Source organism: Streptomyces sp. NBC_00996, from assembly GCF_045162675.1.
In the GTDB taxonomy this organism is placed as follows: domain Bacteria; phylum Actinomycetota; class Actinomycetes; order Streptomycetales; family Streptomycetaceae; genus Streptomyces.
Genome location: NZ_CP108723.1, coordinates 9,311,088 through 9,331,567 on the forward strand (window position 1 = coordinate 9,311,088; position 20,480 = coordinate 9,331,567).

Sequence of the window (20,480 nt, forward strand, 5' to 3'; positions counted from 1 at the left end):
GACGGGCCGGGCGCCCGTCCCCCTCGGCATGGTTCTCATGGTTCTCAGGCCGCCCGGCGCCTGCGCACACCTGGGGACACCGTCACCCGGGCCACGGCCCAGAAGAGCACCAGGACGAGCAGCGCGAGGACGGCCGTGAGGGTGGCCCCGCCGACCACCTTCTCGTAATTGCGCTGGTAGAGGCCGTCCACGATGTAGCGGCCGACTCCGCCGAGACTCACATAGGCCGCGATCGTCGCCGTCGACACGATCTGGATCGCCGCCGAGCGCAGACCGCTGAGGATCAGCGGCAGCGCCGCGGGGACCTCGACCTGGAGCAGGATCTTCCCCTCGGACATGCCCATGCCGCGGGCCGCGTCGACGGGGGAGGGGTCCACGTTGCGGATCGCCTCGTAGGAGGTGATGAGGACCGGGGGGATCGCCAGCACCACGAGTGGGATCATCACGGGCAGGATGCCGATGCCGAGCCAGACGAACATCAGCACCAGCAGCCCGAACGTGGGCAGAGCCCGGGCCCCCGCCGACACGAAGGCCAGCGCGTCGCCACCGCGGCCGGTGTGTCCGGTGACCAGACCGATGGGCAGGCCGATGGCCGCGGCGATCGCGAGGGCTTCGGTGGAGTACTGGAGGTGCTCCCAGACGCGCTGCGGGATGCCGTCGTAGCCGTGCCAGTGGGAGCCGTCGCTGAGGAACGACTGGATGTAGTTGAGTACGTTCACGAGACGCTCTCCGGGGTGCGGGTGGGGCCCGCGATCGTGGACGTACGGCGGCGGCCGGCCTTGCGCCCGGAGGGCGGCTGCCAGGGGGTCAGCAGCCGTCGCAGCAGCACGAGCAGGGCGTCGATCAGCACCGCGAGGACGGCGGTGGTGACCACCGAGTTCACCGCGAGGACGGGCCGGTGGTACAGCATCGCGGTGGTCAGCAGATTGCCCAGGGCTCCTTGGTTGCCGATCAGTGCGCCGACGCTGACCAGGCTGATGCTGGAAGCGGTGGCCACCCGCAGCCCCGCCATGATCGCCGGTACGGCGATGGGCAGTTGGACCTGGAGGTAGCGGCGTACGTAACCGATGCCCATCGCCGCCGCGGCGGCGTTCGTCTCCTCGGGGACCGAGCGGACGCCGTCGACGACCGCCGGGACGAGGACCACCAGGCTGTACAGGCACAGCGGGATCATCACGGTGAGCCGGCTCAGCCCGGTGTAGTCGATGAGCACCACGAAGAAGGCCAGCGACGGGATCGCGTACAGCACCGTGGTGGTCCAGAGGACCGGCGGGTAGAGCCAGTTGAAGCGGACGCACAGCAGACCGATGGGCAGCGCCAGCAGCAGACCGATCAGCACCGGGATCAACGCCTCCTGCATGTGCCAGGAGATCAGGCCGAGATAGCTGTTCTGGAGGTCGCTGGGTATGTCGAAGAAGCCGTTCATTTCGCGGCCTTCAACTGGGACGGGCCCTGGGGGGAGTCCGACGGGCCCTGCGGGGAGTCCGCGGCCCGCCGCTGCCGGGCCGCGCGGATCGCCGCGGCGACCGTCTCCTGCCCGGCGATCCCCAGCACCCGCCCCGTGCCGTCCACGGCGACCGCCTGACCGGTCGGCGCCAGCACGGCCCGGTCCAGGGCGACCCGGAGCGAGTCCCGGCCCACCTCGAAGCTCTGCCCGTAGGGTTCCAGAGCCTTGATGTCACCGCCCCACACCGCGAGGTCGGCCCAGCCAAGCGGCCTGTCGTCGGCGTCGGTCACAAGGACCGGCGCCCGCTCCGCGTCCCGCCCGGCGATCTCCTGCCAGTCGGAGCCGACCGGGAAGACACGGGAGCGGTCGAGTTCGAGGTCGCGGGTGGACAGGAACGAAAGACCGCGGATGCCCCGGTCGGCGCCGAGGAACTCCTCGACGAACGGGTCGGCGGGCGACGACAGCAGCTCGTCGGGGGCGGCGAACTGGGCGAGTTTGCCGCCGGTGCGCATCACGGCGATGCGGTCGCCGATCGTGATGGCCTCGTCCATGTCGTGGGTGACGAACACGATCGCCTTGCCGAGTTCGCCCTGGATGCGGAGCAACTCCTCCTGGAGACCACGGCGGACGACCGGGTCGACCGCGGAGAACGGCTCGTCCATGAGCAGGATCGGCGGGTCCGAGGCCAGTGCGCGGGCGACGCCGACACGCTGCTGCTGGCCACCGGAGAGCTGGTACGGATAGCGGCGGGCCATGGCCGGGTCGAGGCCGACCCGTTCCATGAGCTCGGCCGCACGGGCCCGGGCGCGCTGCTTGGACCAGCCGAGCAGCCGCGGCACCGTCGCGATGTTGTCGAGAATCGTGCGGTGCTGGAACAGCCCGGCGTTCTGGATGACGTAACCCATGGAGCGGCGCAGGGCGTTGACCGGCTGGCGCAGGATGTCTTCGCCGTTGACCCGGATGGTGCCGCTGCTGGGCTCGACCATGCGGTTGATCATGCGCAGCGTGGTGGTCTTGCCGCAGCCCGAGGGTCCGACGAGAACGGTGATGGAGTGGTTCGGTATCTGCAGAGACAGGCGATCGACGGCCACCGTGCCGTCGGCGTATCGCTTGCTGACCTCTTCGATGGCTATCAAGCGTCGAAACCCTTCGGGAACGGCTTTGCTCGTACGTGGCGCGATCGCGTGCACGAGGGTGCGTAGTCTAGCCAGTTGATGTTCGATCGCGGTGGCCGCAGGTTACGGATCCGAGAGTGGCCCGGTGTCGTGATGCACACGTGAGCCACGGCATGGGTGAGGATGTGCGGGTGCGGGTGCGGGTGCGGGTGCGGGTGCGGGTGCGGGTGCGGCTGCGGCTGCGGACGAGGTCGGGTCGCTCCTGTCACCGTGACTCACGCCTTCTGCGCAAGCAGGCGCGGGAACCACGGTCTCACCGGTCGGCGCGAGCGGGGCGGGCGGCGGTCGGACCCATCCGCTCGCCGTGCAGGACGCGGAGGTGCAGCGCGGCCCAGGTACGGTAGGGCCGCCAGTTCTCGGAAACCTCGGCGAGGCCCCGACCGGGCCCGTACCGCTCGGTGATCTCCGCCTCCAATCGGCGCTCCTGGGTCGGCAGTGTGTCGGGGTGGTTGGCGCCGCGCAGGACGACGAGCTCGGCGGAGAAGACGCCCAGCCCCTTGACCTGCTGGACCTGCCGCACCGCCGCCGCCGGGCCCAGGGCGCGCAGCCGGGCGCCGTCGAGGAGCCCGTCGAGCGCGGCGTCGGCCACGGAGTGCAGGTACTCGGTTTTGCGCCAGGGCAGTTCGAAGTCCAGGCCGAGCAGCGCCTCGGGGGAGGGGAACGCGCCGTCTGTGCCGTAGCGCGAGACGAGGTCGTCGCGCATGCGCCTGGCCGAAGTCATCCCCGTGCGTTGGGTCAGCACCGCCCAGGTGGCGGCCTCGTAGGGCGAGTGGAAACCGCACGGCCGCAGGCCCGGCCATCTGGCCTGGACGTCGGCGATCACGGGGTCGCGTTCGGCGACCGTCGGCCAGCCGCGGGCGTCGACGTCCAGGGACAGAAAGCGGCGCACCTGCTCGGCGGCGGCGTCCAGATCGCCGTCGCCGACCACCACGACCCGGGCCGTGCTGCCGTACTGGGTGACCTCCGCGGCGACGCGGCGCCAGTCGGCGTCGGCGTGGAAGACGGTGCGCACCTGCTCGGCGGCACCCGCCGCCGAGGCCGGCGCCAGCGGCGCGAGCTCCTCCCAGAACTCCCGGCTCCTGTCCAGCGACCAAGGACCGGCCACCTCGAATTCGACCGCGTGCTGCACCATGTCCGACCTCCCGCTCGGGACACCGGCACTCGTGGACGGGCCGAGAGGCCCGGCGCCGCTGTCTGTGCACACCACCTTGGCCTTAATACCTGACAGAGTCTGTCAAGTATTTTGGCGAGGTCCGCCCGGACCCCGGATGGGTGACGCCCAGCGGCGCGGCCCCCCGTTCCGACGGTCAGTCGGGTCGGATCGCGCCTGTCCCGGATCGGTCGTGCCACGCGCGCAGGGACCGGGCGCCGTGGAACGCGGGATGCTCGTCGAGGCGGCGCACGTAGGCGCGAAGGTGGGTGTGCCGGGAGAGGGGGTCGGCCGTGTCGAGGTGGGTGAGCGCCACCCAGATGTCCACGTCGGCGGCTGTCAGCTCCTCGCCCAACACATAGGTGCGCGTGGCGAGCTGATGGTCCATCAGATCCAGAGTCGTCGCACGGGCTTCCGGCCGTGCCGTCGAGGTGACGTCCCGGTCGAGGAGTTCGCGCCGGGCGTCGATGTCCATGGCGAGGGCCGGCGGGTGCAGCAGGGGGATGCATGCTCCGTCATGACAGGACAGCTGGCCCGCGAGGTCACGAAGGATGTCGAGGGTGTGTTTGCTGACGATGCGTCCGCTCCGGCGGTCGCACAGCGCGGGCGCGGTCAGCGGGCCCTCGTAGTGGTGCCAGGTGGCCTCGTAGGCACTGCGGAGCGAGGCGAACGCGTCGGGTGTCTAGGCCCGGACTTCGCAGGTCACCCGATCGTGAAGATCAACAGGTCGGGTTCGATCGTCCGGCGGGCGGGATCGGCCGCGAGCCGCCGACGAAGGGCTGCCCCGGTCACTCGCGGACGCTGAGAGGCTGCTGCGTCGAACCTTTTCAGCGACCTGCGAAGTCCGGATCTAGGCGGGGTGCGCCAGGATCGTGGTGGCCACCGAGTCCTTGAGGCCGAGCAGATCGAGGGTGATCGAAAGGTGCAGCGAACGCGGACAGCCCTGGGACAGATAGAGCTGATAGCGGTGCGGCGCAGGGTAGAAGCCACCGGCGGCACCGACACCGATGCGGCTGCGGATGCCGTGCGGGCGAGGGGACACGGACGGTCCGGCGCCTGCGGGGCGAGTGCTTGGACCGGACACCACTGGGCCCGGAACGCGGGACGTCGAGGCGTGGACGCCCGAGGTGACTGCGGTGGGGGCGCACGTGCCTACGGTTGCGGCGTGGGTGCTGGTGGTGGGTGCGCTGGTGGCGCACGTGCCTGAAGTACCTGTGTTCGAGGCGCGCGAAACGGTCTTGGGCATGACTCTCCAGGGGAACGACGAAGCCCCGGCCGCCTGTTGGGCGGCAGCGGCGGAACGGAGTGACTGCGCTTGTGCACCGGCTCGGAGCGGCCGGACTGGTACGCGCTGGAGACCCGCTGCAAATCGATGTGCAGCCGTCTCGTCAGGTCGTTCCTGGGCATTCCCGCCGGTCCCGCCTTCAGGGCCCGCGAGTCGCGAGACCACGCTTGTCCCGCCGCACCGGCGGGACCCGGTCGTCACCCGGGGCACCCCGTCGCGGTGGAAGGGTTGCCTGTCAGCGGGCCGGGGCCGATCACCGCATCGTGCAGGCAAGCCCACGTGACGAGGCGCTGACAATCGTGACCGCCCTCGTCAGTGTCAGTGCGCTCCGTGACGCCGTCAAGAAGGAAGAAGTACGGCTGACCTCGGCCGTGATGGTCCGCCTCGGCGTCAACAGCGACGGCACGCTGTCCGCGCGGGACTTCTTCAGCCCCGCAACGCCCCGACCCACGACCACAACGACACCGGACGGGCGCACGCTCTACCGCTACGACCTCCAGCGCGCCGGGACCGTCGGCTGTGTCGGCCCCCGCACGGACACCCATAAGCCACTGCTCAATCCGCCCGGCGCCGAACTGCGGCTGCCGCCGGGCATCGCGGGCACGCTCGGCACCGTCACACGGCCCGACGGCGGCGCCCGGGTGACGTACGACGGCGCCCCGTTGTACCGGTCCACCGCGGACCACATGCCGTCCGAAACCGAAGGAGCCGACCTGCACCGGCACGTGATCAACCCTCGGAACGCGCCGGTACCGGCAGGGACGACGGGCTGATGTAGTCAGCGGGCCTCCGGTCGCCCCGGCTCCACAGCCACGTGATGTCGCGGCCGAACGACCAGACGAGCAGCGTGAGGGCCAGCAGCACCGCCCCGACGGTCGCCGCGTGCGGCAGGATCCCGGCGCCCGCGACCAGCAGCACGATGCCCTGCAGGGCCGCCACCGTCTTGCGCGCCATGCTCGGCGGCAGCGCGGCGTTCAGCCAGGGCAGCACGCGCGCGGCGGCCACGAAGGCGTACCGCATCGTGCCGATCAGCAGCACCCACGGGCCGAGCGACATCGCGACGTACACGCTCAGCACCAGAATCAGGAACGCGTCGACCTCCATGTCGAAGCGGGCACCCAGCGCCGAGGACGTTCCGGTGCGGCGGGCGACCTTGCCGTCGACGCCGTCGAGGATCAGGGCGACCGCCGTCAGACCGACCAGCAGGGTGACCGGGGGCGAACTCTGGAAGGAGTCCGCGACCAGGGCGGTGACGCCGCCGACCAGGATCGCCCGGCCCAGCGTCACCCGATTGGCGGGACCGAACGAGCGGGGCTGCGAGCGGCGCAGGGCGCGGGTCAGGACCGCCCAGGTGGCGATCGCGAAGGCCAGGCCGGTCAGCCAGCCCGCGGGCCCCATCCCGATCGCCGTGCCCAGCAGAGCCAGCAACAGGAGCTGCACACCCGCTCCCACCGTGGTCTCCTGCGCCAGGAGCCTCGCGTCGTAAGTGTTGTTCAGGGCCACCGCACATCCTCCGGCCATATGACAGAGTCGATCAACGCCGCGTACAGTGCGCGGCTTGTCACCGCTCCGTACGTGAAGATCTGCTGAATCGTTCAGGGGGACGCTCATGGAACTCACAGCTCGCGCCTTCTGGCTCCGGACGCCCGGGCACGGCGAGATACGGGAAGTCGCCCTTCCGGCACCCGCCGAGGGGGAGGTGCTGGTGCGCACGCTCTGCTCCGGGGTGAGCCGGGGCACCGAGACACTCGTCTTCCGCGGGGGTGTTCCGGAAAGTCAGCATGCCTCGATGCGTGCACCGTTCCAGGACGGGGATTTCCCCGCACCGGTCAAATACGGCTATTTGAGCGTCGGCCACGTGGAAGAAGGACCCGTGTCGCTGCGCGGGCGGACCGTCTTCTGCCTGTATCCGCACCAGACGCGGTACGTGGTCCCGGCGAGCGCTGTCACGGTCGTACCGGACTCGGTGCCCGCCTCGCGCGCCGTGCTCGCCGGGACCGTCGAGACCGCGGTGAACGCCCTGTGGGACGCCGCCCCGCTGATCGGCGACCGGATCGCCGTGGTGGGCGGCGGCATGGTCGGCTGCTCCGTCGCCGCGCTCCTCGCCCGCTTCCCGGGCGTCCGTGTCCAGCTGGTCGACGCGGATCCGGCACGCGGCGACATCGCCCGGGCCCTCGGCGTCGACTTCGCGCTTCCCGAGGACGCCGCCGGCGAGTGCGACCTCGTCGTGCACGCGAGCGCCACCGAGGCCGGCCTCACCCGGTCGCTGGAACTCCTCCGCCCGGAGGGGACCGTGCTCGAACTGAGCTGGTACGGCGACCGGCGCGTCAGTCTGCCGCTGGGGGAGGCCTTCCACTCCCGCCGCCTTGTCGTGCGCAGCAGCCAGGTGGGTTCCGTTTCCCCGGCACGCCGGGACAGCAGGGCGTATGCCGACCGGCTCGCGCTCGCCCTCGAACTCCTCGCCGAACCTGCCTTCGATGCGCTGATCACCGGCGAGTGCGGCTTCGAGGAACTGCCGGACGTGATGGCGAAGCTCGCCTCCGGATCGATACCCGGGTTGTGCCACCGCGTGGTCTACGACGACGTTTGAGCACGCAACAGGCTGCCTGACCTCCAACGACTGCAAAGAAAGGGGAACAGGCAGCTGAACAAGGAGAACGGGGCAGCCGTACTACACGGCGTGCCCCGGCAGGGGATCAGACGCGCCGCACCTGGAGGGTCGTCCGTTGTTCAGCATCACCGTCCGCGATCACCTGATGATCGCCCACAGCTTCCGTGGCGAGGTCTTCGGCCCCGCGCAGCGCCTGCACGGGGCGACGTTCCTGGTGGACGCCACCTTCCGGCGCGCCGAGCTGGACGACGACAACATCGTCGTCGACATCGGTCTGGCCACCCAGGAACTCGGTGCCGTCGTGAGCGAGTTGAACTACCGCAATCTCGACAACGAGTCGGACTTCAAGGACACCAACACCTCGACCGAGTTCCTGGCCAAGGTCATCGCCGACCGACTCGCCGACCGTGTGCACGCCGGGGCACTCGGTGAAGGCGCCCACGGCCTCTCCGGCATCACGGTCACGCTGCACGAGTCGCACATCGCGTGGGCGAGTTACGAGCGTGCGCTGTGACCGACACGACCATGGACCAGGCGTCCCTGAACAGGGGCCACCCCTCCCTGAATTACGTGCCCGTACAGAACGAGGCCCTCAAGAACGCCGAGATCATCCCCATGTCCCTGCGCTCCGTGCACTTCGTGATGCCGGGCGGCGTCGACGACCCGGCCGCGCCGAGCGGCGGCAACGCCTACGACCGGCGACTCTGCCTGGACCTGCCCGGCTTCGGCTGGCAGGTCCAGCGGCACGCCGTCGCGGGCAGCTGGCCCAGCCCCGGATCCGCCGCCCGTACGGAACTGGCCCGTACGCTCCGTGACTTGCCGGACGGCACCGTCGTCCTGCTCGACGGACTCGTCGCCTGCGGCGTCCCCGAGATCATCGTCCCCGAGGCCGAACGGCTGTGCCTCGCCGTCCTGGTGCATCTGCCGCTCGGCGACGAGACGGGACTCGCACCCGCCGTGGCCGCCGACCTGGACGCCCGGGAACGTACGACGCTGCAGGCCGTGTCGGCCGTCGTCGCCACCAGCGACTGGGCGGTCCGCCGGCTCGTCGCCCACCATGGGCTCGCCCCCGAACGCGTCCATGTCGCAGCGCCCGGCGCCGACATCGCGCCGCTCGCCTCCGGCACCGACGGCGTCTCGCGACTGCTGTGCGTCGCGGCGGTCACCCCACGCAAGGGACAGCATCGGCTGGTCGAGGCCCTGGCGACCGTCACCGACCTCCCCTGGAGCTGCGTCTGCGTCGGCGGACTCGGCCAGGATCCGGCCTACGTCGCCGGGCTGCGCGCCCTGATCGAGAAGCACGGCCTCGGCGACCGTCTGCACCTCGCCGGACCGCAGGCCGGCGCCGAACTCGACGCGAGCTACGCCGCGGCGGACCTCATGGTCCTCACCTCCTACGCCGAGACGTACGGCATGGCCGTCACCGAGGCCCTCGCCCGCGGGATCCCCGTCCTGGCGACGGACGTCGGCGGCCTTCCCGAGGCGGTCGGGCGGGCACCCGACGGCGGGGTGCCCGGCATCCTCGTACCACCGGAGGATCCGGCGGCCCTGGCCGCGGAGCTGCGCGGCTGGTTCGGCGAGGCCGACGTACGCCGCCGCCTCAAGGCGGCGGCGCGGGGCCGCCGCGCCGCACTGGACGGCTGGGCCACGACGGCCCGCAGCCTCGCCGGCGTGCTGGGCCGACTGCCCCGGGAACCTCGGAGGGCGGCGTGAGTACGGCTACGACTCCTGCGGGGGTACCCGGACACGGTCCGGCGGTGCCCGGCGGCTCCGGGAAGATTGTGAGGACTGGTGTGCCTGGTCAGCGAGTCGGTGCGGCCGAGGCGGACGACGTGCCCCGCTACGCCCCCCAGTGGCTCCAGTTGCGGGAGGGCGCCGACGCCGGCGCGCGGGCGCCCGAACTGCTCGACCCGTTGCGCATCCGGCTGGCGAACCGGCCGCGGCGCGGCGGCGACCTGGTGATTCACGATCTCGGCTGCGGAACCGGCTCCATGGGCCGCTGGCTCGCGCCTCGTCTGGACGGCGCCCAGCACTGGATCCTGCACGACCGGGACCCGTATCTGCTGCATTTCGCGACGGTGGGGGCGCCCCGGGCGGCCGCCGACGGCAGCCCTGTCACGGTCACCACGCAGCGCGGCGACATCGGCCGGCTGACCGCCGACGCCCTGGCCGGGGCCTCGCTGGTGACCGCCTCCGCGCTGCTCGACGTGCTCACCGGCGAGGAGATCGACCGGCTGGCGGCGGCCTGCGCCGGCGCCGGGGTCCCGGCCCTGCTGACGCTGTCCGTCGTGGGGCGGATCGAACTCGCGCCGGCCGACCCGCTCGACGCCGAGTTCGCCGAGGCGTTCAACGCCCACCAGCGGCGCGGCGAGCTGCTCGGCCCCGACGCCATCACGGCGGCCGGCGAGGCCTTCGGCCGGTACGGCGCGACCGTACGGGTGCATCCGAGCCCCTGGCGGCTCGGCCCCGAGGACGCCGCGCTCACCGAGGAGTGGCTGCGCGGCTGGGTCGGCGCGGCCTGCGAGCACCGGCCCGACCTCGCAGCGAGTGCGGAGACGTATCTGCACTCCCGCCTGACGGCGTGTGCCGCGGGCGAGTTGCGGGCGGTGGTCCACCACAGCGATCTGCTGGCGCTGCCCGGGCCGACAGGTGATGCCGCGTGAGCGCGGGGGCGGAAGCAGTGGAGGTGGACGCGAGCGCCGTCCGTACACGCACGAAGGACACGAGCGCGGTCGCGGCCCGCAGGCGCGGGAACGGTGCCCGGCCGGGCGTGATCCGCACCCTCGGCCAGGCGGCCGCCGTCAGGAACCGCGGCGAAGCCGAACCGACCCCGGCACGCGGCATGGTGGGCCAGGATGCCGCGCGGGGTGCGGCGGAGCCGGTCCGGGCCGACGGCGGGGCGGGACCGGCCGCCGCCCTCAGCGCAGTGGGCACGACCCCTGTCCCTGGCGCGGCAGACCAGGCTCCCACTCGCGGTGCGGCGGCCCAGGCCCGGGCCCGGAGCACGGCGGCTGCGATGGGCGTCGGCGACAGCGAGGCGGCCCCGGCCCGTACGCGGCCCGCAGCAGGCCTGCGGGCCCGGCTCGGCTCGCGCAAGGTCCGTACGCACCTCGGCACCGCCGCCGGTGTCGTCATCCTCGGGGTGCTGCTCTGGCGGCTCGGCACCGGGGTCTTTCTGGACGGGCTGCGGCGGATCGACGGTGCGACGCTGCTGGCGGCGCTCGGGCTCGGGCTGCTCACCACGGTGCTGAGCGCGTGGCGGTGGAGCCTGGTGGCCCGTGGGCTGCACATCCGGCTGCCGTTGGGGTCGGCCGTCGCGGACTACTACCGGGCGCTGTTCCTGAACGCGGCGCTGCCCGGCGGGGTGCTCGGCGATGTGCACCGCGCCGTACGGCACGGACAGAGCGCGGGGGACATGGGGCGTGGAGTGCGCGCGGTGGTGCTCGAACGGACGGCGGGGCAGGCCGTGTTGGTGGCCGTCGGCGCGACCGTGCTGCTCACGCAGCCGTCGCCGGTGCTCGCCGACACCCGGCAGCTCGCGGTGATCCTGGCGAGCGTCTCGGTGTGCGGAGTCGTGACGGTGAGCGCCGTGCGCAGGGGCCGGGCGCCCGGCCGCTCCCCACGGTACGGAGCCGTGCGCGCCGCGCTCACCGAGGCGCGGGGCGCGCTGCTCGCCCGTGGCAGCTGGCCCGGCGTGCTGCTCTCGTCGGTGCTGGTGCTGGCCGGCCACCTGGCCATGTTCGTGCTCGCCGCCCGGGTCGCCGGATCCACCGCGTCCGTCGCCCAGTTGATGCCGCTGGCGTTGTTGGCCCTGCTCGCCATGGGGCTGCCGCTGAACGTCGGCGGCTGGGGTCCCAGGGAGGGCGTCACCGCCTGGGCGTTCGGCGCCGCGGGGCTCGGCGCGAGCATGGGCCTGACCGTCGCCGTGGTCTACGGAGTGCTCAGCTTCGCGGCGAGCCTGCCCGGCGCCGTTGTCCTGGTCGTCCGGTGGTGCGCGGCGCTCCGGCGCCCTCGCGAGGAGAGCGCAGGAGGGCACGATCAATGCCGACGATCAACGACCGGCGAGGTTCCCGCATCCGAGGCTCGCGAAGGCAGTGTCTCGGCCGTCACCAGGGAGAAATACGCCCCGAAGGAATCGGTCAGCGCCGCCAGCAGCTCCTTCCCCTTCTCGGCGGCAGCCATCGAGGGACGGCCGATGACACCGGACTCGGTATAGCCGGACATGCCGAGGGTGAGCAGATGCCGCCGGTCGTCGGCAAGGAAATCGGAGGTCTCGTAACCGGCTTTGACCAATTCCGGGTGGGCATGCAGAAGAATGGAGGTCTCGATTTCTCCCGCATGCATGTCGCTGAGCAACGAGGTTTGTACACCGGCTCGTTCACGCGCCGCTTCCCAGTCCTCCATGGCCGGGAAAAGCGCCATACGGGTACCGCTGCCGACGGATTCCTGAACCACATTGCCCAGTACGTAATTTCCGCCGTGCCCGTTGACCAGCACCAGGGTGTCGACGCCCGACGCGCGCAACGAGTCGGCGATGTCCCGTACCACCGCGTGAAGCGTGACGGAGGAAATGCTGACCGTCCCCGGCCAGTCCGCGTGCTCGTGCGAGCAGGAGATCGTCACCGGAGGAAGGAGATGGACCGGATACGCGGCGGCAACCTCCCGCGCGATGGCGCACGCGACGAGCGTGTCGGTCGCCAAGGGCAGGAACGGACCGTGCTGTTCGAAGCTGCCGACGGGAAGGACGGCGACCTGACGGGCGACACCGGCCCCCCGCTCCCGTACATCCTCCGTGGTGTCCAACGGCAACAGACCGGATACCGCCGAGCGCGTTCCCGAACTACTCATGTTTTCACGGCCCTTTCGACTCTGCTTAGGAACCAGATCATGACAGATAACTTTGGCGTACTCGGCGGGAATGCCCACCACACAGGTGTCGAACGAGTCGTGATTGCCCCCCTGCCCACCAAGTACGGCAATTTCCACGCCGTCGGCTACCTCGACCACGATCGGGGCGAGGAACAAGTGGCCCTGGTGTACGGGGACTTGGACGCCATTGCGGAAGGCGACGTGCTCACCCGGCTCCATTCGGAATGCCTGACCGGAGACGCTTTCGGGTCCACGCACTGCGAGTGCGGCCCCCAACTCGCCGCCGCACTGCGCGCCATCGTCGCCGAGGGCCGAGGCATCCTCGTCTACCTTCGGGGCCACGAGGGCCGGGGCATCGGCCTGCTCGCCAAGCTGCGCGCGATGAAGCTCCAGGCGGAGGGCCTGGACACCGTCGAGGCGAACCTGGCCCAGGGCCTCCCGGTGGACGCCCGCGACTACGGAGTGGCGGCGGAGATTCTGCACGACCTCGGCGTACGGTCCGTACGGCTGCTGTCGAACAACCCGCGCAAGCGGGAGTCGCTGCTGCGCAACGGCATCAAGGTCGCCGAGCAGGTGCCGCTGCTGATCCCGCCGTGCGAGGAGAACCTCAGCTATCTGCTGACCAAGCGGGAGCGCCTGGACCACTACCTGCCCCACCTGGACGGCGGCGATTGGGCGCAGGCGATCTTTTGCGGATCGTCGAAGACGGTTATCACTGAGGAGTGACCGAAGACTACGTATGCGAGGGACCCGGCGAAGACGCCGTCGGCCCGCTGTACCTCTCGGGTGAGCAGGTCGGGGAGCTGCTGGACACCGACGCGGCGATCGCCTCGCAGCGGGCGGCCTTCACCGCGCTCGGTGACGGCACCGCGGAGCTCCCGGGGAAGATCATGCACCCCAGCCGCTTCGACGACAGCGTCGTCTTCGCGTATCTGGCGCGGCTGTCCGCGGACACCGGGGCGGTCGCCAAGATCGGCAGCGTCAATCCGGGCAACGCGGCGGCCGGGCGGCCCACCATTCACGCGGTGATCAACGCGCTGGACCCGGTCACCGGGCAGCTCGCCGCCGTCATGGACGGCACCGCGGTGACGACCCTGCGCACGGCCGCGGCGAGCGCCGTCGCCTTCGACGCGCTGGCCACCGCCGACAGCACCGAACTCGGTCTCCTCGGCTCCGGCACCCAGGCCCTCGCCCACGCGCGGGCGGTGGCCCGGGTCCGGGAACTGAGATCCGTACGGGTGTGGAGCCCGAACCCGGGACGACGGGCGCACGCGGCGCAGCGCCTCGCCGCCGAACTCGGCGTCGCCGCCAAGGCCGTCGACACGGCCGAGGAAGCCGTGGTCGGCCTTCCGATGGTCGCGGCCTGCACCCTCAGCCCCACGCCCGTGGTGCGTGGCGAGTGGCTGGCGGCGGGCTGCACGGTCGTCAGCGTCGGCTCCTTCGAGCCCACGCGCAGCGAGGTCGACGCGGAGGTCGTACGGCGGGCCGCCGCGGTGGTCGTCGACGACCCGAAGACCGCGGCGGAGCACGCCGGGCCGGTCGTCGACGCGCTGCGAGACGGGCGGCTCGCCCGAGAGGACCTGATCCCGCTCGGCGGCGTGCTCACCGGCCGGCACACGGCTCGTACGCGCCCCGACGACATCGTCTTCTACAACAGCGTCGGTCTCGGGATCCAGGACGCCGCCGCGGCCTGGGCCGTGATCGACGCGGCCCGGGCGCGAGGGGCACACCGATGAGCCCGAGCCGGACGGACGCGCCGGTGGACAGGACCGCGCGGGTCGTCGTCATCGGCGGCGGCGTGATGGGCACGAGCATCGCCTACCACCTGGCCCGCGCCGGGGTGTGCGACGTGGTGCTCGTGGAGCGCGACGAACTCGCCTCCGGGTCGACGTCGCGAGCGGCGGGCGGGGTCCGGGCGCAGTTCTCCGACGAGCTCAACATCCAGCTCGGCGCCCGCAGTCTGGAGGCGTTCGCCCGATTCGGCGAGGAACCGGGCCAGGACATCGGGCTGCACCGGGTCGGCTATCTGTTCCTGCTGTCCACGCCCGAGGAGGTCGCCGCGTTCGAGGCCGGGGTGCGGCTGCAGAACGCGCTCGGGGTACCCAGCCGCATGATCGACCCGGCCGAGGCGCGCCGACTGTCACCGCTGATCATCACCGACGGGCTGCTGGCCGCGGCCTTCTCGTCGGACGACGGACACTGCACGCCCGAGTCCGTGGTCCAGGGCTACGCGGCCGGGGCGCGGCGTCATGGCGCGACGGTGCTGCGGCACTGCGAGGCCACCGGCATCGAGACGCACGGCGACACCATCACGGCCGTGGTCACCGACCGGGGCCGGATCGCCACCGACGCGGTCGTCTGTGCGGCGGGCGCCTGGTCGAGGGCCGTCGGCGCGATGGCCGGCGTGGACCTCCCGGTGCAGCCGCTGCGCCGCCAGGTCGCCGTCACCGAACCCGTCCAGGGCCTGCCGCCCGACCTCCCCATGACCATCGACTTCACGACCAGCCTCTACTTCCACCGCGAGGGCCCCGGTCTCCTCCTCGGTATGTCCGACCCCGACGAGACCCCGGGCTTCTCCACGCAGACGCACGACCGCTGGATCCCGCACCTCTCCGCGGCGATGGAGCGGCGCGCTCCCGCCCTGCTCGACCTGCGCAGGACGGGCGGCTGGGCGGGCCTGTACGAGATCACCCCGGACCACAACGCGCTGATCGGCGAGGCGAGTTCATGCTCGCGCTTCCTGTACGCGACCGGCTTCTCGGGCCACGGGTTCCTGCAGGGCCCGGCCGTCGGCGAGGTCGTCCGCGATCTGTATCTGGGCCGCGCCCCCTTCGTCGACATCGGCCCCCTGAGCGCGGACCGCTTCGCCGCCGACGCCCCGCGCCCTGAGGTCAACCTCGTGTGACCCGCCGGGTCAGTCGAGCACCGCCTCGTGCACGAGCCGCTTGAGTTCGGGAAAGAGCGAGTTGGACGTCGTCGGGCGGACCTGGGTGAAGAACTGCACGGTCAGGTCGCGGCGCGGGTCCACCCAGAACGTCGTACTGGCCACTCCGCTCCAGCCGAACGCGCCCTCGCCGGCGGGGGACCGGGTGATGCCCGGGTCCACCACGACCGAGACGCCGAGGCCGAAGCCGAGGCCCGCGTTGCCGGGTTCCTGGTGGACGGGGCTGCCGAAGGTGCGGCGGTCGGCGTTGCCGGGGAGGTGGTTGGAGACCATGGTGTCCACGGTCTCGGGGGTCAGCAGGCGGGTTCCGTCGAGTTCGCCGCGGCGGCGGAGCATGTCCGTGAAGCGGTGGTAGTCGTGGGCGGTGGCCACCATGCCGCCGCTGCCGGACAGGAAGCGGGGGCGGCCGTGCAGCGGGAGCCCGGCGATCGGGGTGATCCCGCCCTTGTCGTCCTCCCCGTACAGCTCGGCGAGCCGGCCGGCCTGCTCGTCGGTGACACAGAAGCCGGCGTCCGCCATCCCGAGCGGGGCGAAGATCCGCTCGCGGAGGAAGTCGTCGAGATCCCGGCCGGACACCACCTCGATGACACGGCCGAGGACATTGGTGGCGACCGAATAGTTCCACTGGCTGCCCGGCTCGAACTGCAGCGGCAGGGAGGCGTACACGTCGATGGCCTCGGCGAGGTTCGCGCCCGGCGGCACCGACGACTCCATACCGGCGTCCCGGTAGAGCGCGTCGACGGGGTGGGAGTGGTAGAAGCCGAAGGTCAGGCCCGCGGTGTGCGTCAACAAGTGGCGGAGCAGGACCGGTTGTCCGGCCGGGCGGGTCGTCGGATCGGGGCCGGATCCGCTGACGTAGACCCGCGGGTCGGCGAACGCGGGAAGGAAGTCGGCCACGGGGTCGTCGAGTCGGAGGTGCCCCTCTTCGAGGAGCATCAGCGCGGCGACCGAGGTGACCGGCTTGGTCATGGAGTAGATCCGCCACAAGGTGTCGCTCTCCACGGGGAGCCGGGCCGCGCGGTCACGGCAGCCGTACGTGGTGAGGTGCGCGACACGGCCGTGCCGGGCCACGGACACGAGGTAGCCGGGCAGTCGGCCGTCGTCCACCAAGTGGGCGAAGTGCTGGTCGAGACGGGCCAGGGCCTTCGGATCGAGGCCGGCCTCGCGCGGCTCGACCTCCTGTCGCAGGTCTCCCATGAGTCTCCTTCGGGCTACGGCGCTCCTATCCTCATGGTCTCGTACGGAGGGGTGAAGCGTCCCCCGGGAGACCTTGATCGGCGGTCACGACACCCGCGCGCCCGGGAAGTCTCAGGGCGAGCGGCACACCGGTCGCGGACACCGCCGCGAGTGCCGTCAGCGGGGGACCCATCGCGACACCGCTCGTGAGCGTCATCAGCGTCGCCGCCGCCGCGACGCCCAGCGTGGGCCCGACGTTCATCGCCGTCTGCTGGAGTCCGCCCGCCACGCCGGCCGACTCCGCCGAGGCGTGCCGTACGACGACCGCCGTCGCGGTGACCATCACCGTGGCGAAGCCGGCGCCCAGCAGCAGGAAGCCGGTGCCGATCGGCACCGCGGTCGACGCCTCGTCGAGCCGGGACAACACAATGACGCCCAGTGTGAGGACGCCCGTCCCCGCCACGGTCGTCCGGCGGGCGCCGAACCTGCGCAGGAGTACGGCGGAGACGGGAGCGCCGAGCACCACCATTACGGCGCCGGGCAGTGCTCTCAGGCTGGTCTGCAGCGGGTCCAGGCCCAGGGTCTCCTGGAGGAAGTAGCTGCCGACGAACAGTGCGCCCAGCATCGACGCCGACGCGGCCACCAGAATGCCGAGCGCCGCGCCGATGGCTGCCGAGCCGAGGACATCGGACGGGACCAGTGGGCTCGCGGTTCGGCGTTCATGGCGTACGAACGCGGCTCCCGCGGCCGCGACGACGGGCAGCCCGAGCACGGTTGCCGCGGTCCAGCCCACCTCCGGTATCTCGACCAGCGTCTGCACCAGGCCGACCAGGGCCACCGCGAGCAGGCAGGCGCCGGGCAGGTCGAGCCCGGCGGCCGCCGGGGCCCTGCCCCGGGCCGGACCACGGACGGCGAGCGCCAGTGCCCCCATCACGAGTGCGGGCACCACGTTGAGGAAGAAGACCGCCCGCCACCCGAGATGGGTGACCAGCGCGCCGCCGACCAGCGGACCGGCCGCGGCCGCGAGGCCGATGGCGCTCGCGCGCAGCGCGATGGGCATCCCGAGCCGGTCGGGAGGGTACGCGGCGCGCAGCATCCCGAGTGTGGCCGGTTGCAGCAGCGCGCCGAACACGCCCTGCGCGACGCGCAGCGCGATCACCCAGCCGATGCCGGGCGCGAGACCGATCCCCGCCGATGTGGCGCCGAAGCCCAGAATGCCCACGGCGAAGACCACTTGATGGCCGTACCGGTCCCCGAGCCGACCCGCGAACACCAACAGGCCGGCCACCGCGATGAGATAGCCGGTGCTCGTCCACTGGACCTGTGCGAACGAGGCGTGCAGATCGCGTTGCAGCGTGGGCTGCGCGACGGTGAGCACGGTTCCGTCCAGGGCCACGATCACGGCACCGAGCACGCTGCTCGCCAGGGTGAGCCGGCGATGGGCCGCCGAGCCGGGTGACTTCACCGCTCCTCCGTCCCGAGGTGCGCGTCCAGCGCGGTCAGCAACAGAGGTGCGAAGTCGTCGGCTCCCGTGGCCAGTTGGAGGCTGCCCCAGCCCCAGAGCTGGGCGATGCCGTGCAGGTTCGCCCAAAGTGCGCCCGCGACGACCGGGGCATCGGCCTCGGGCCGCACCCGGCCGACCAGGTCCACCAAAACACCGAACAGCGGAAGGCTCGTCTCGCGCAGCCCCAGTTGTCCGCTCTCCAGCAGATCGTGACGGAACATCAGCTCGTACATTCCGCGCTGGGTGAGCGCGAAGTCCAGGTAGGCCCTCCCCAGCGTCACGAGCTGGTCGCGAGGGCCTGCCTCGCCGTCGCCGACGGCCGTCGCGGCGCGGGCGCCCAGGTCGGCGAAGCCACGGCGTGCGATGGCCGACAGCAGGTCCAGGTGGGTCGGGAAATAGCGGCGCGGTGCTCCGTGCGAGACACCGGCGCGCCGGGCGATCTCCCGCAGGGTCAGGACCTGTGCGCCCTCCCTGGTCACCAGGTCGACACCGACCTCGACCAGCCGGTCCCGCAGCCCTTTCTCCGATTCACTCATAGACGCTGTCTACCACCTGATCGTAGACAGTGTCTACGCGGGAATGGGGGCTGCCTTCCGGAGGTTGGTCGATACATGACTCAGGACGCGACGCAGGACGCACTGCTCAAACTGCTCTCCGAGTACAAGGGCGGGGTGCTCGTCACCCTCAAGAAGGACGGGCGGCCCCAGTTGTCGAACGTCAGCCACGCCTACGACCCCGACGAGCGGATCGTCCGGGTCTCGCTCACCGACGACCGCGCCAAGACCCGCAATCTGCGCCGGGACCCACGGGCCTCGTACCACGTGACCAGCGAGGACCGCTGGGCCTACACGGTCGCCGAGGGCACGGCCGAGCTGACACCCGTGGCCGAGGACCCGCACGACGAGACGGTCGAGGAGCTGATCCGGCTCTACCGCGACGTCCTGGGCGAGCACCCCGACTGGGACGACTACCGGGCCGCCATGGTCCGCGACCGTCGGCTCGTCCTACGGCTGCACGTGGACCGGGCGTACGGCATTCCCCGGGGACGCTGAGCCATGCCGGTGCCGGTGTCCGTGCGTGCCTCGATGGCATGGAGGACCGCGACCATGTCGGACCCGCCGTGTCCCAGCGTCACGGTCTCCGTGAAGAGGGCGTGACAGGCGTCAAGCAGGGGTGAGGCCAGGCCCGCGCGCCGGGCGGCCTCGGCGATCAACTCGTTGTTCATCAGGACGTTCTGGGCCGGGCCGACCGCCGTCGACGCCCGGCGCTCCCTCCTCGTCCTGCAAGAGGCGACCGGACCCCTGCTCCAGGAGCCGACCGGCCTCGCGAGCCCGCCCGCCCCCGTGGTGCCGACCGGTGTCGCCTTCGCCGAACTCGTCACCCCCGACGTCGCCCCCGTCACCGCGCTGCTCGGGGCCCTCGGCTTCACGCGTACGGCCCGCCATCGCAGCAAGCCGGTGGACCTCTGGCAGCAGGGCGAGGCGCGCGTCCTCGTCAAGACGGACCGGGCGCACGCCGTGACGGCACCTCACTCGCCGCCGTCGGCCTGGAGTCACCGGACCCGGCCGCCGCGGCCCGGCGCGCCGAAGGCCTGCTCGCCCCCGTACTGCCGCGCCGGCGTGCCCTCGAGGACGCGCCCCTCGACGCGGTGGCCGCCCCCGACGGCACCGAACTGTTCTTCTGCGCGACCGACCGAGCCGGACTCCCGAGCTGGACCAGCGATTTCCGGCAGGTCGAGCACGCCCGGGACCCGTGGCGGGTGACCCGCATCGACCACCTGGCGCTCACCCAGCCCTGGCACCAGTTCGACGAGGCCGCCCTCTTCCACCACAGCGTGCTCGGGCTGAGCGCACAGGAGAGTGTGGACGTCGCCGACCCGTACGGGCTGCACCGCAGCCGTGCTGTCACCAACGCCGACGGCAGCGTCCGTATCGCCCTCGGCGTCGGCCCCGCCCCCACCGACGAGGGAGGCCGCGCCCAGCACATCGCCCTCGCCACGCAGGACGTCGTCACCGCGGCGCGCCGCTTCCGTGAGGCGGGCGGTCGCCTGCTGCCGACGCCCGCGAACTACTACGACGACCTGGCCGCACGGTATGAGTTCGCCGACGGCGAGCTGGAGACGAACCGCGAACTCGGCATCCTCTACGACCGCGACCAGGACGGCGAGTTCCGCCACTGCTCCACCGAGACGATCGGCCGCGTCTTCTTCGAACTCGTCCAGCGCGACGGCGGCTACCGCGGCTACGGCGCGCAGAACGCCCCGGTCCGCCTCGCCGTGCAGCACGCGGTGCGACCGGGGCGTTGAGCGCGGGATTACCG

20 protein-coding genes, 3 pseudogenes and 1 riboswitch are annotated in these 20,480 nt (G+C 71.8%); of the genes and pseudogenes, 11 read left to right on the top strand and 12 right to left on the bottom strand.

What is annotated here, in order from left to right:
* Window positions 1–44: 44 nt before the first annotated feature.
* The 6 genes from OG390_RS43090 to OG390_RS43115 form a co-directional block, all read right to left on the bottom strand.
* Entirely contained in the window at window positions 45–719 is a 675-nt protein-coding gene (locus tag OG390_RS43090; RefSeq protein WP_399090842.1) for an ABC transporter permease, read from the bottom strand.
* A complete protein-coding gene (locus tag OG390_RS43095) occupies window positions 716–1,426 on the bottom strand; it encodes an ABC transporter permease (protein WP_406175590.1) in 711 nt (236 codons plus the stop codon). The genes OG390_RS43090 and OG390_RS43095 overlap by 4 nt, the downstream gene beginning before the upstream one ends.
* Window positions 1,423–2,583 carry an ABC transporter ATP-binding protein gene (locus tag OG390_RS43100; RefSeq protein WP_406175592.1) on the bottom strand — a complete coding sequence of 387 codons (1,161 nt, stop codon included), beginning with the start codon at window positions 2,581–2,583 and terminating at the stop codon, window positions 1,423–1,425. Before OG390_RS43100 ends, OG390_RS43095 begins: the two co-directional genes overlap by 4 nt.
* A gap of 292 nt (window positions 2,584–2,875) precedes the next feature.
* The gene (locus tag OG390_RS43105; RefSeq protein WP_406175594.1) at window positions 2,876–3,754 is read right to left on the bottom strand and encodes a DNA-3-methyladenine glycosylase family protein; all 879 of its coding nucleotides are present in this window, start codon (window positions 3,752–3,754) and stop codon (window positions 2,876–2,878) included.
* 175 nt (window positions 3,755–3,929) lie between these two features.
* Window positions 3,930–4,247: a glutathione S-transferase family protein gene (locus tag OG390_RS43110; RefSeq protein WP_406175595.1), complete on the bottom strand. Its 318-nt coding sequence runs from the start codon at window positions 4,245–4,247 to the stop codon at window positions 3,930–3,932.
* A 375-nt stretch (window positions 4,248–4,622) separates the two neighbouring features.
* Window positions 4,623–4,814, bottom strand: a complete 192-nt coding sequence (locus tag OG390_RS43115) for a hypothetical protein (protein WP_406175596.1) — start codon at window positions 4,812–4,814, stop codon at window positions 4,623–4,625.
* A 401-nt stretch (window positions 4,815–5,215) separates the two neighbouring features.
* A riboswitch (SAM riboswitch) is annotated at window positions 5,216–5,362 on the bottom strand.
* On the opposite strand from OG390_RS43115, the gene OG390_RS43120 reads away from it, so the two are divergent.
* Window positions 5,357–5,830, top strand: a complete 474-nt coding sequence (locus OG390_RS43120) for a hypothetical protein (protein WP_406175598.1) — start codon at window positions 5,357–5,359, stop codon at window positions 5,828–5,830. It overlaps the preceding riboswitch by 6 nt.
* On the opposite strand, the gene OG390_RS43125 is transcribed toward OG390_RS43120, so the two are convergent.
* The gene (locus OG390_RS43125; protein WP_406175599.1) at window positions 5,787–6,560 is read right to left on the bottom strand and encodes a CDP-alcohol phosphatidyltransferase family protein; all 774 of its coding nucleotides are present in this window, start codon (window positions 6,558–6,560) and stop codon (window positions 5,787–5,789) included. The two genes, OG390_RS43120 and OG390_RS43125, sit on opposite strands and share 44 nt — an antisense overlap.
* Before the next feature lie 106 nt (window positions 6,561–6,666).
* On the opposite strand from OG390_RS43125, the gene OG390_RS43130 reads away from it, so the two are divergent.
* The 5 genes and pseudogenes from OG390_RS43130 to OG390_RS43150 form a co-directional block, all read left to right on the top strand.
* Window positions 6,667–7,647 carry a zinc-binding alcohol dehydrogenase gene (locus tag OG390_RS43130; RefSeq protein ID WP_406175600.1) on the top strand — a complete coding sequence of 327 codons (981 nt, stop codon included), beginning with the start codon at window positions 6,667–6,669 and terminating at the stop codon, window positions 7,645–7,647.
* 136 nt (window positions 7,648–7,783) lie between these two features.
* The gene (locus OG390_RS43135) at window positions 7,784–8,182 is read left to right on the top strand and encodes a 6-pyruvoyl trahydropterin synthase family protein (RefSeq protein ID WP_406175602.1); all 399 of its coding nucleotides are present in this window, start codon (window positions 7,784–7,786) and stop codon (window positions 8,180–8,182) included.
* Window positions 8,179–9,381 (top strand): glycosyltransferase family 4 protein, encoded by a 1,203-nt coding sequence (locus OG390_RS43140; RefSeq protein ID WP_406175604.1) that lies wholly within the window; start codon window positions 8,179–8,181, stop codon window positions 9,379–9,381. Before OG390_RS43135 ends, OG390_RS43140 begins: the two co-directional genes overlap by 4 nt.
* Window positions 9,378–10,331, top strand: coding sequence for a class I SAM-dependent methyltransferase (locus OG390_RS43145; protein ID WP_406175605.1), 954 nt, complete (start codon window positions 9,378–9,380; stop codon window positions 10,329–10,331). Before OG390_RS43140 ends, OG390_RS43145 begins: the two co-directional genes overlap by 4 nt.
* A gap of 353 nt (window positions 10,332–10,684) precedes the next feature.
* Window positions 10,685–11,569 (top strand): annotated as a pseudogene (locus OG390_RS43150) (lysylphosphatidylglycerol synthase transmembrane domain-containing protein); the annotation flags it as partial.
* A gap of 137 nt (window positions 11,570–11,706) precedes the next feature.
* Here OG390_RS43150 and OG390_RS43155 read toward each other — a convergent pair.
* On the bottom strand, window positions 11,707–12,516 hold the full coding sequence (locus tag OG390_RS43155) for a creatininase family protein (protein ID WP_406178211.1): 810 nt from the start codon (window positions 12,514–12,516) through the stop codon (window positions 11,707–11,709).
* Between the two features lie 39 nt (window positions 12,517–12,555).
* On the opposite strand from OG390_RS43155, the gene ribA reads away from it, so the two are divergent.
* Genes ribA through OG390_RS43170 form a run of 3 tightly spaced genes read left to right on the top strand, consistent with a single transcriptional unit; the run spans window position 12,556 to window position 15,442 of the window.
* Window positions 12,556–13,263 carry a GTP cyclohydrolase II gene (gene ribA, locus OG390_RS43160; protein ID WP_399090785.1) on the top strand — a complete coding sequence of 236 codons (708 nt, stop codon included), beginning with the start codon at window positions 12,556–12,558 and terminating at the stop codon, window positions 13,261–13,263.
* On the top strand, window positions 13,260–14,273 hold the full coding sequence (locus tag OG390_RS43165) for an ornithine cyclodeaminase family protein (protein WP_406175606.1): 1,014 nt from the start codon (window positions 13,260–13,262) through the stop codon (window positions 14,271–14,273). The genes ribA and OG390_RS43165 overlap by 4 nt, the downstream gene beginning before the upstream one ends.
* Window positions 14,270–15,442, top strand: a complete 1,173-nt coding sequence (locus tag OG390_RS43170; RefSeq protein ID WP_406175607.1) for an NAD(P)/FAD-dependent oxidoreductase — start codon at window positions 14,270–14,272, stop codon at window positions 15,440–15,442. Before OG390_RS43165 ends, OG390_RS43170 begins: the two co-directional genes overlap by 4 nt.
* 9 nt (window positions 15,443–15,451) lie before the next feature.
* On the opposite strand, the gene OG390_RS43175 is transcribed toward OG390_RS43170, so the two are convergent.
* Genes OG390_RS43175 through OG390_RS43185 form a run of 3 tightly spaced genes read right to left on the bottom strand, consistent with a single transcriptional unit; the run spans window position 15,452 to window position 18,697 of the window.
* Window positions 15,452–16,678: a serine hydrolase domain-containing protein gene (locus OG390_RS43175; RefSeq protein WP_406175609.1), complete on the bottom strand. Its 1,227-nt coding sequence runs from the start codon at window positions 16,676–16,678 to the stop codon at window positions 15,452–15,454.
* A gap of 31 nt (window positions 16,679–16,709) precedes the next feature.
* Window positions 16,710–18,122 (bottom strand): MFS transporter, encoded by a 1,413-nt coding sequence (locus OG390_RS43180; RefSeq protein ID WP_406175611.1) that lies wholly within the window; start codon window positions 18,120–18,122, stop codon window positions 16,710–16,712.
* Window positions 18,119–18,697 (bottom strand): TetR/AcrR family transcriptional regulator, encoded by a 579-nt coding sequence (locus OG390_RS43185; protein WP_406175613.1) that lies wholly within the window; start codon window positions 18,695–18,697, stop codon window positions 18,119–18,121. Before OG390_RS43185 ends, OG390_RS43180 begins: the two co-directional genes overlap by 4 nt.
* Window positions 18,698–18,772: 75 nt before the next feature.
* Between OG390_RS43185 and OG390_RS43190 the strand changes: the two genes are divergently transcribed.
* Window positions 18,773–19,213 carry a PPOX class F420-dependent oxidoreductase gene (locus OG390_RS43190; protein WP_406175615.1) on the top strand — a complete coding sequence of 147 codons (441 nt, stop codon included), beginning with the start codon at window positions 18,773–18,775 and terminating at the stop codon, window positions 19,211–19,213.
* Here the strand turns inward: OG390_RS43190 and OG390_RS43195 are convergent.
* Window positions 19,129–19,401, bottom strand: a pseudogene (locus OG390_RS43195) (hypothetical protein); the annotation flags it as partial. The gene OG390_RS43190 and the pseudogene OG390_RS43195 overlap by 85 nt on opposite strands.
* Here OG390_RS43195 and OG390_RS43200 point away from each other — a divergent pair.
* A pseudogene (locus OG390_RS43200) lies at window positions 19,400–20,466 on the top strand (4-hydroxyphenylpyruvate dioxygenase family protein); the annotation flags it as partial. The pseudogenes OG390_RS43195 and OG390_RS43200 overlap by 2 nt on opposite strands.
* Window positions 20,467–20,480 lie beyond the last annotated feature (14 nt).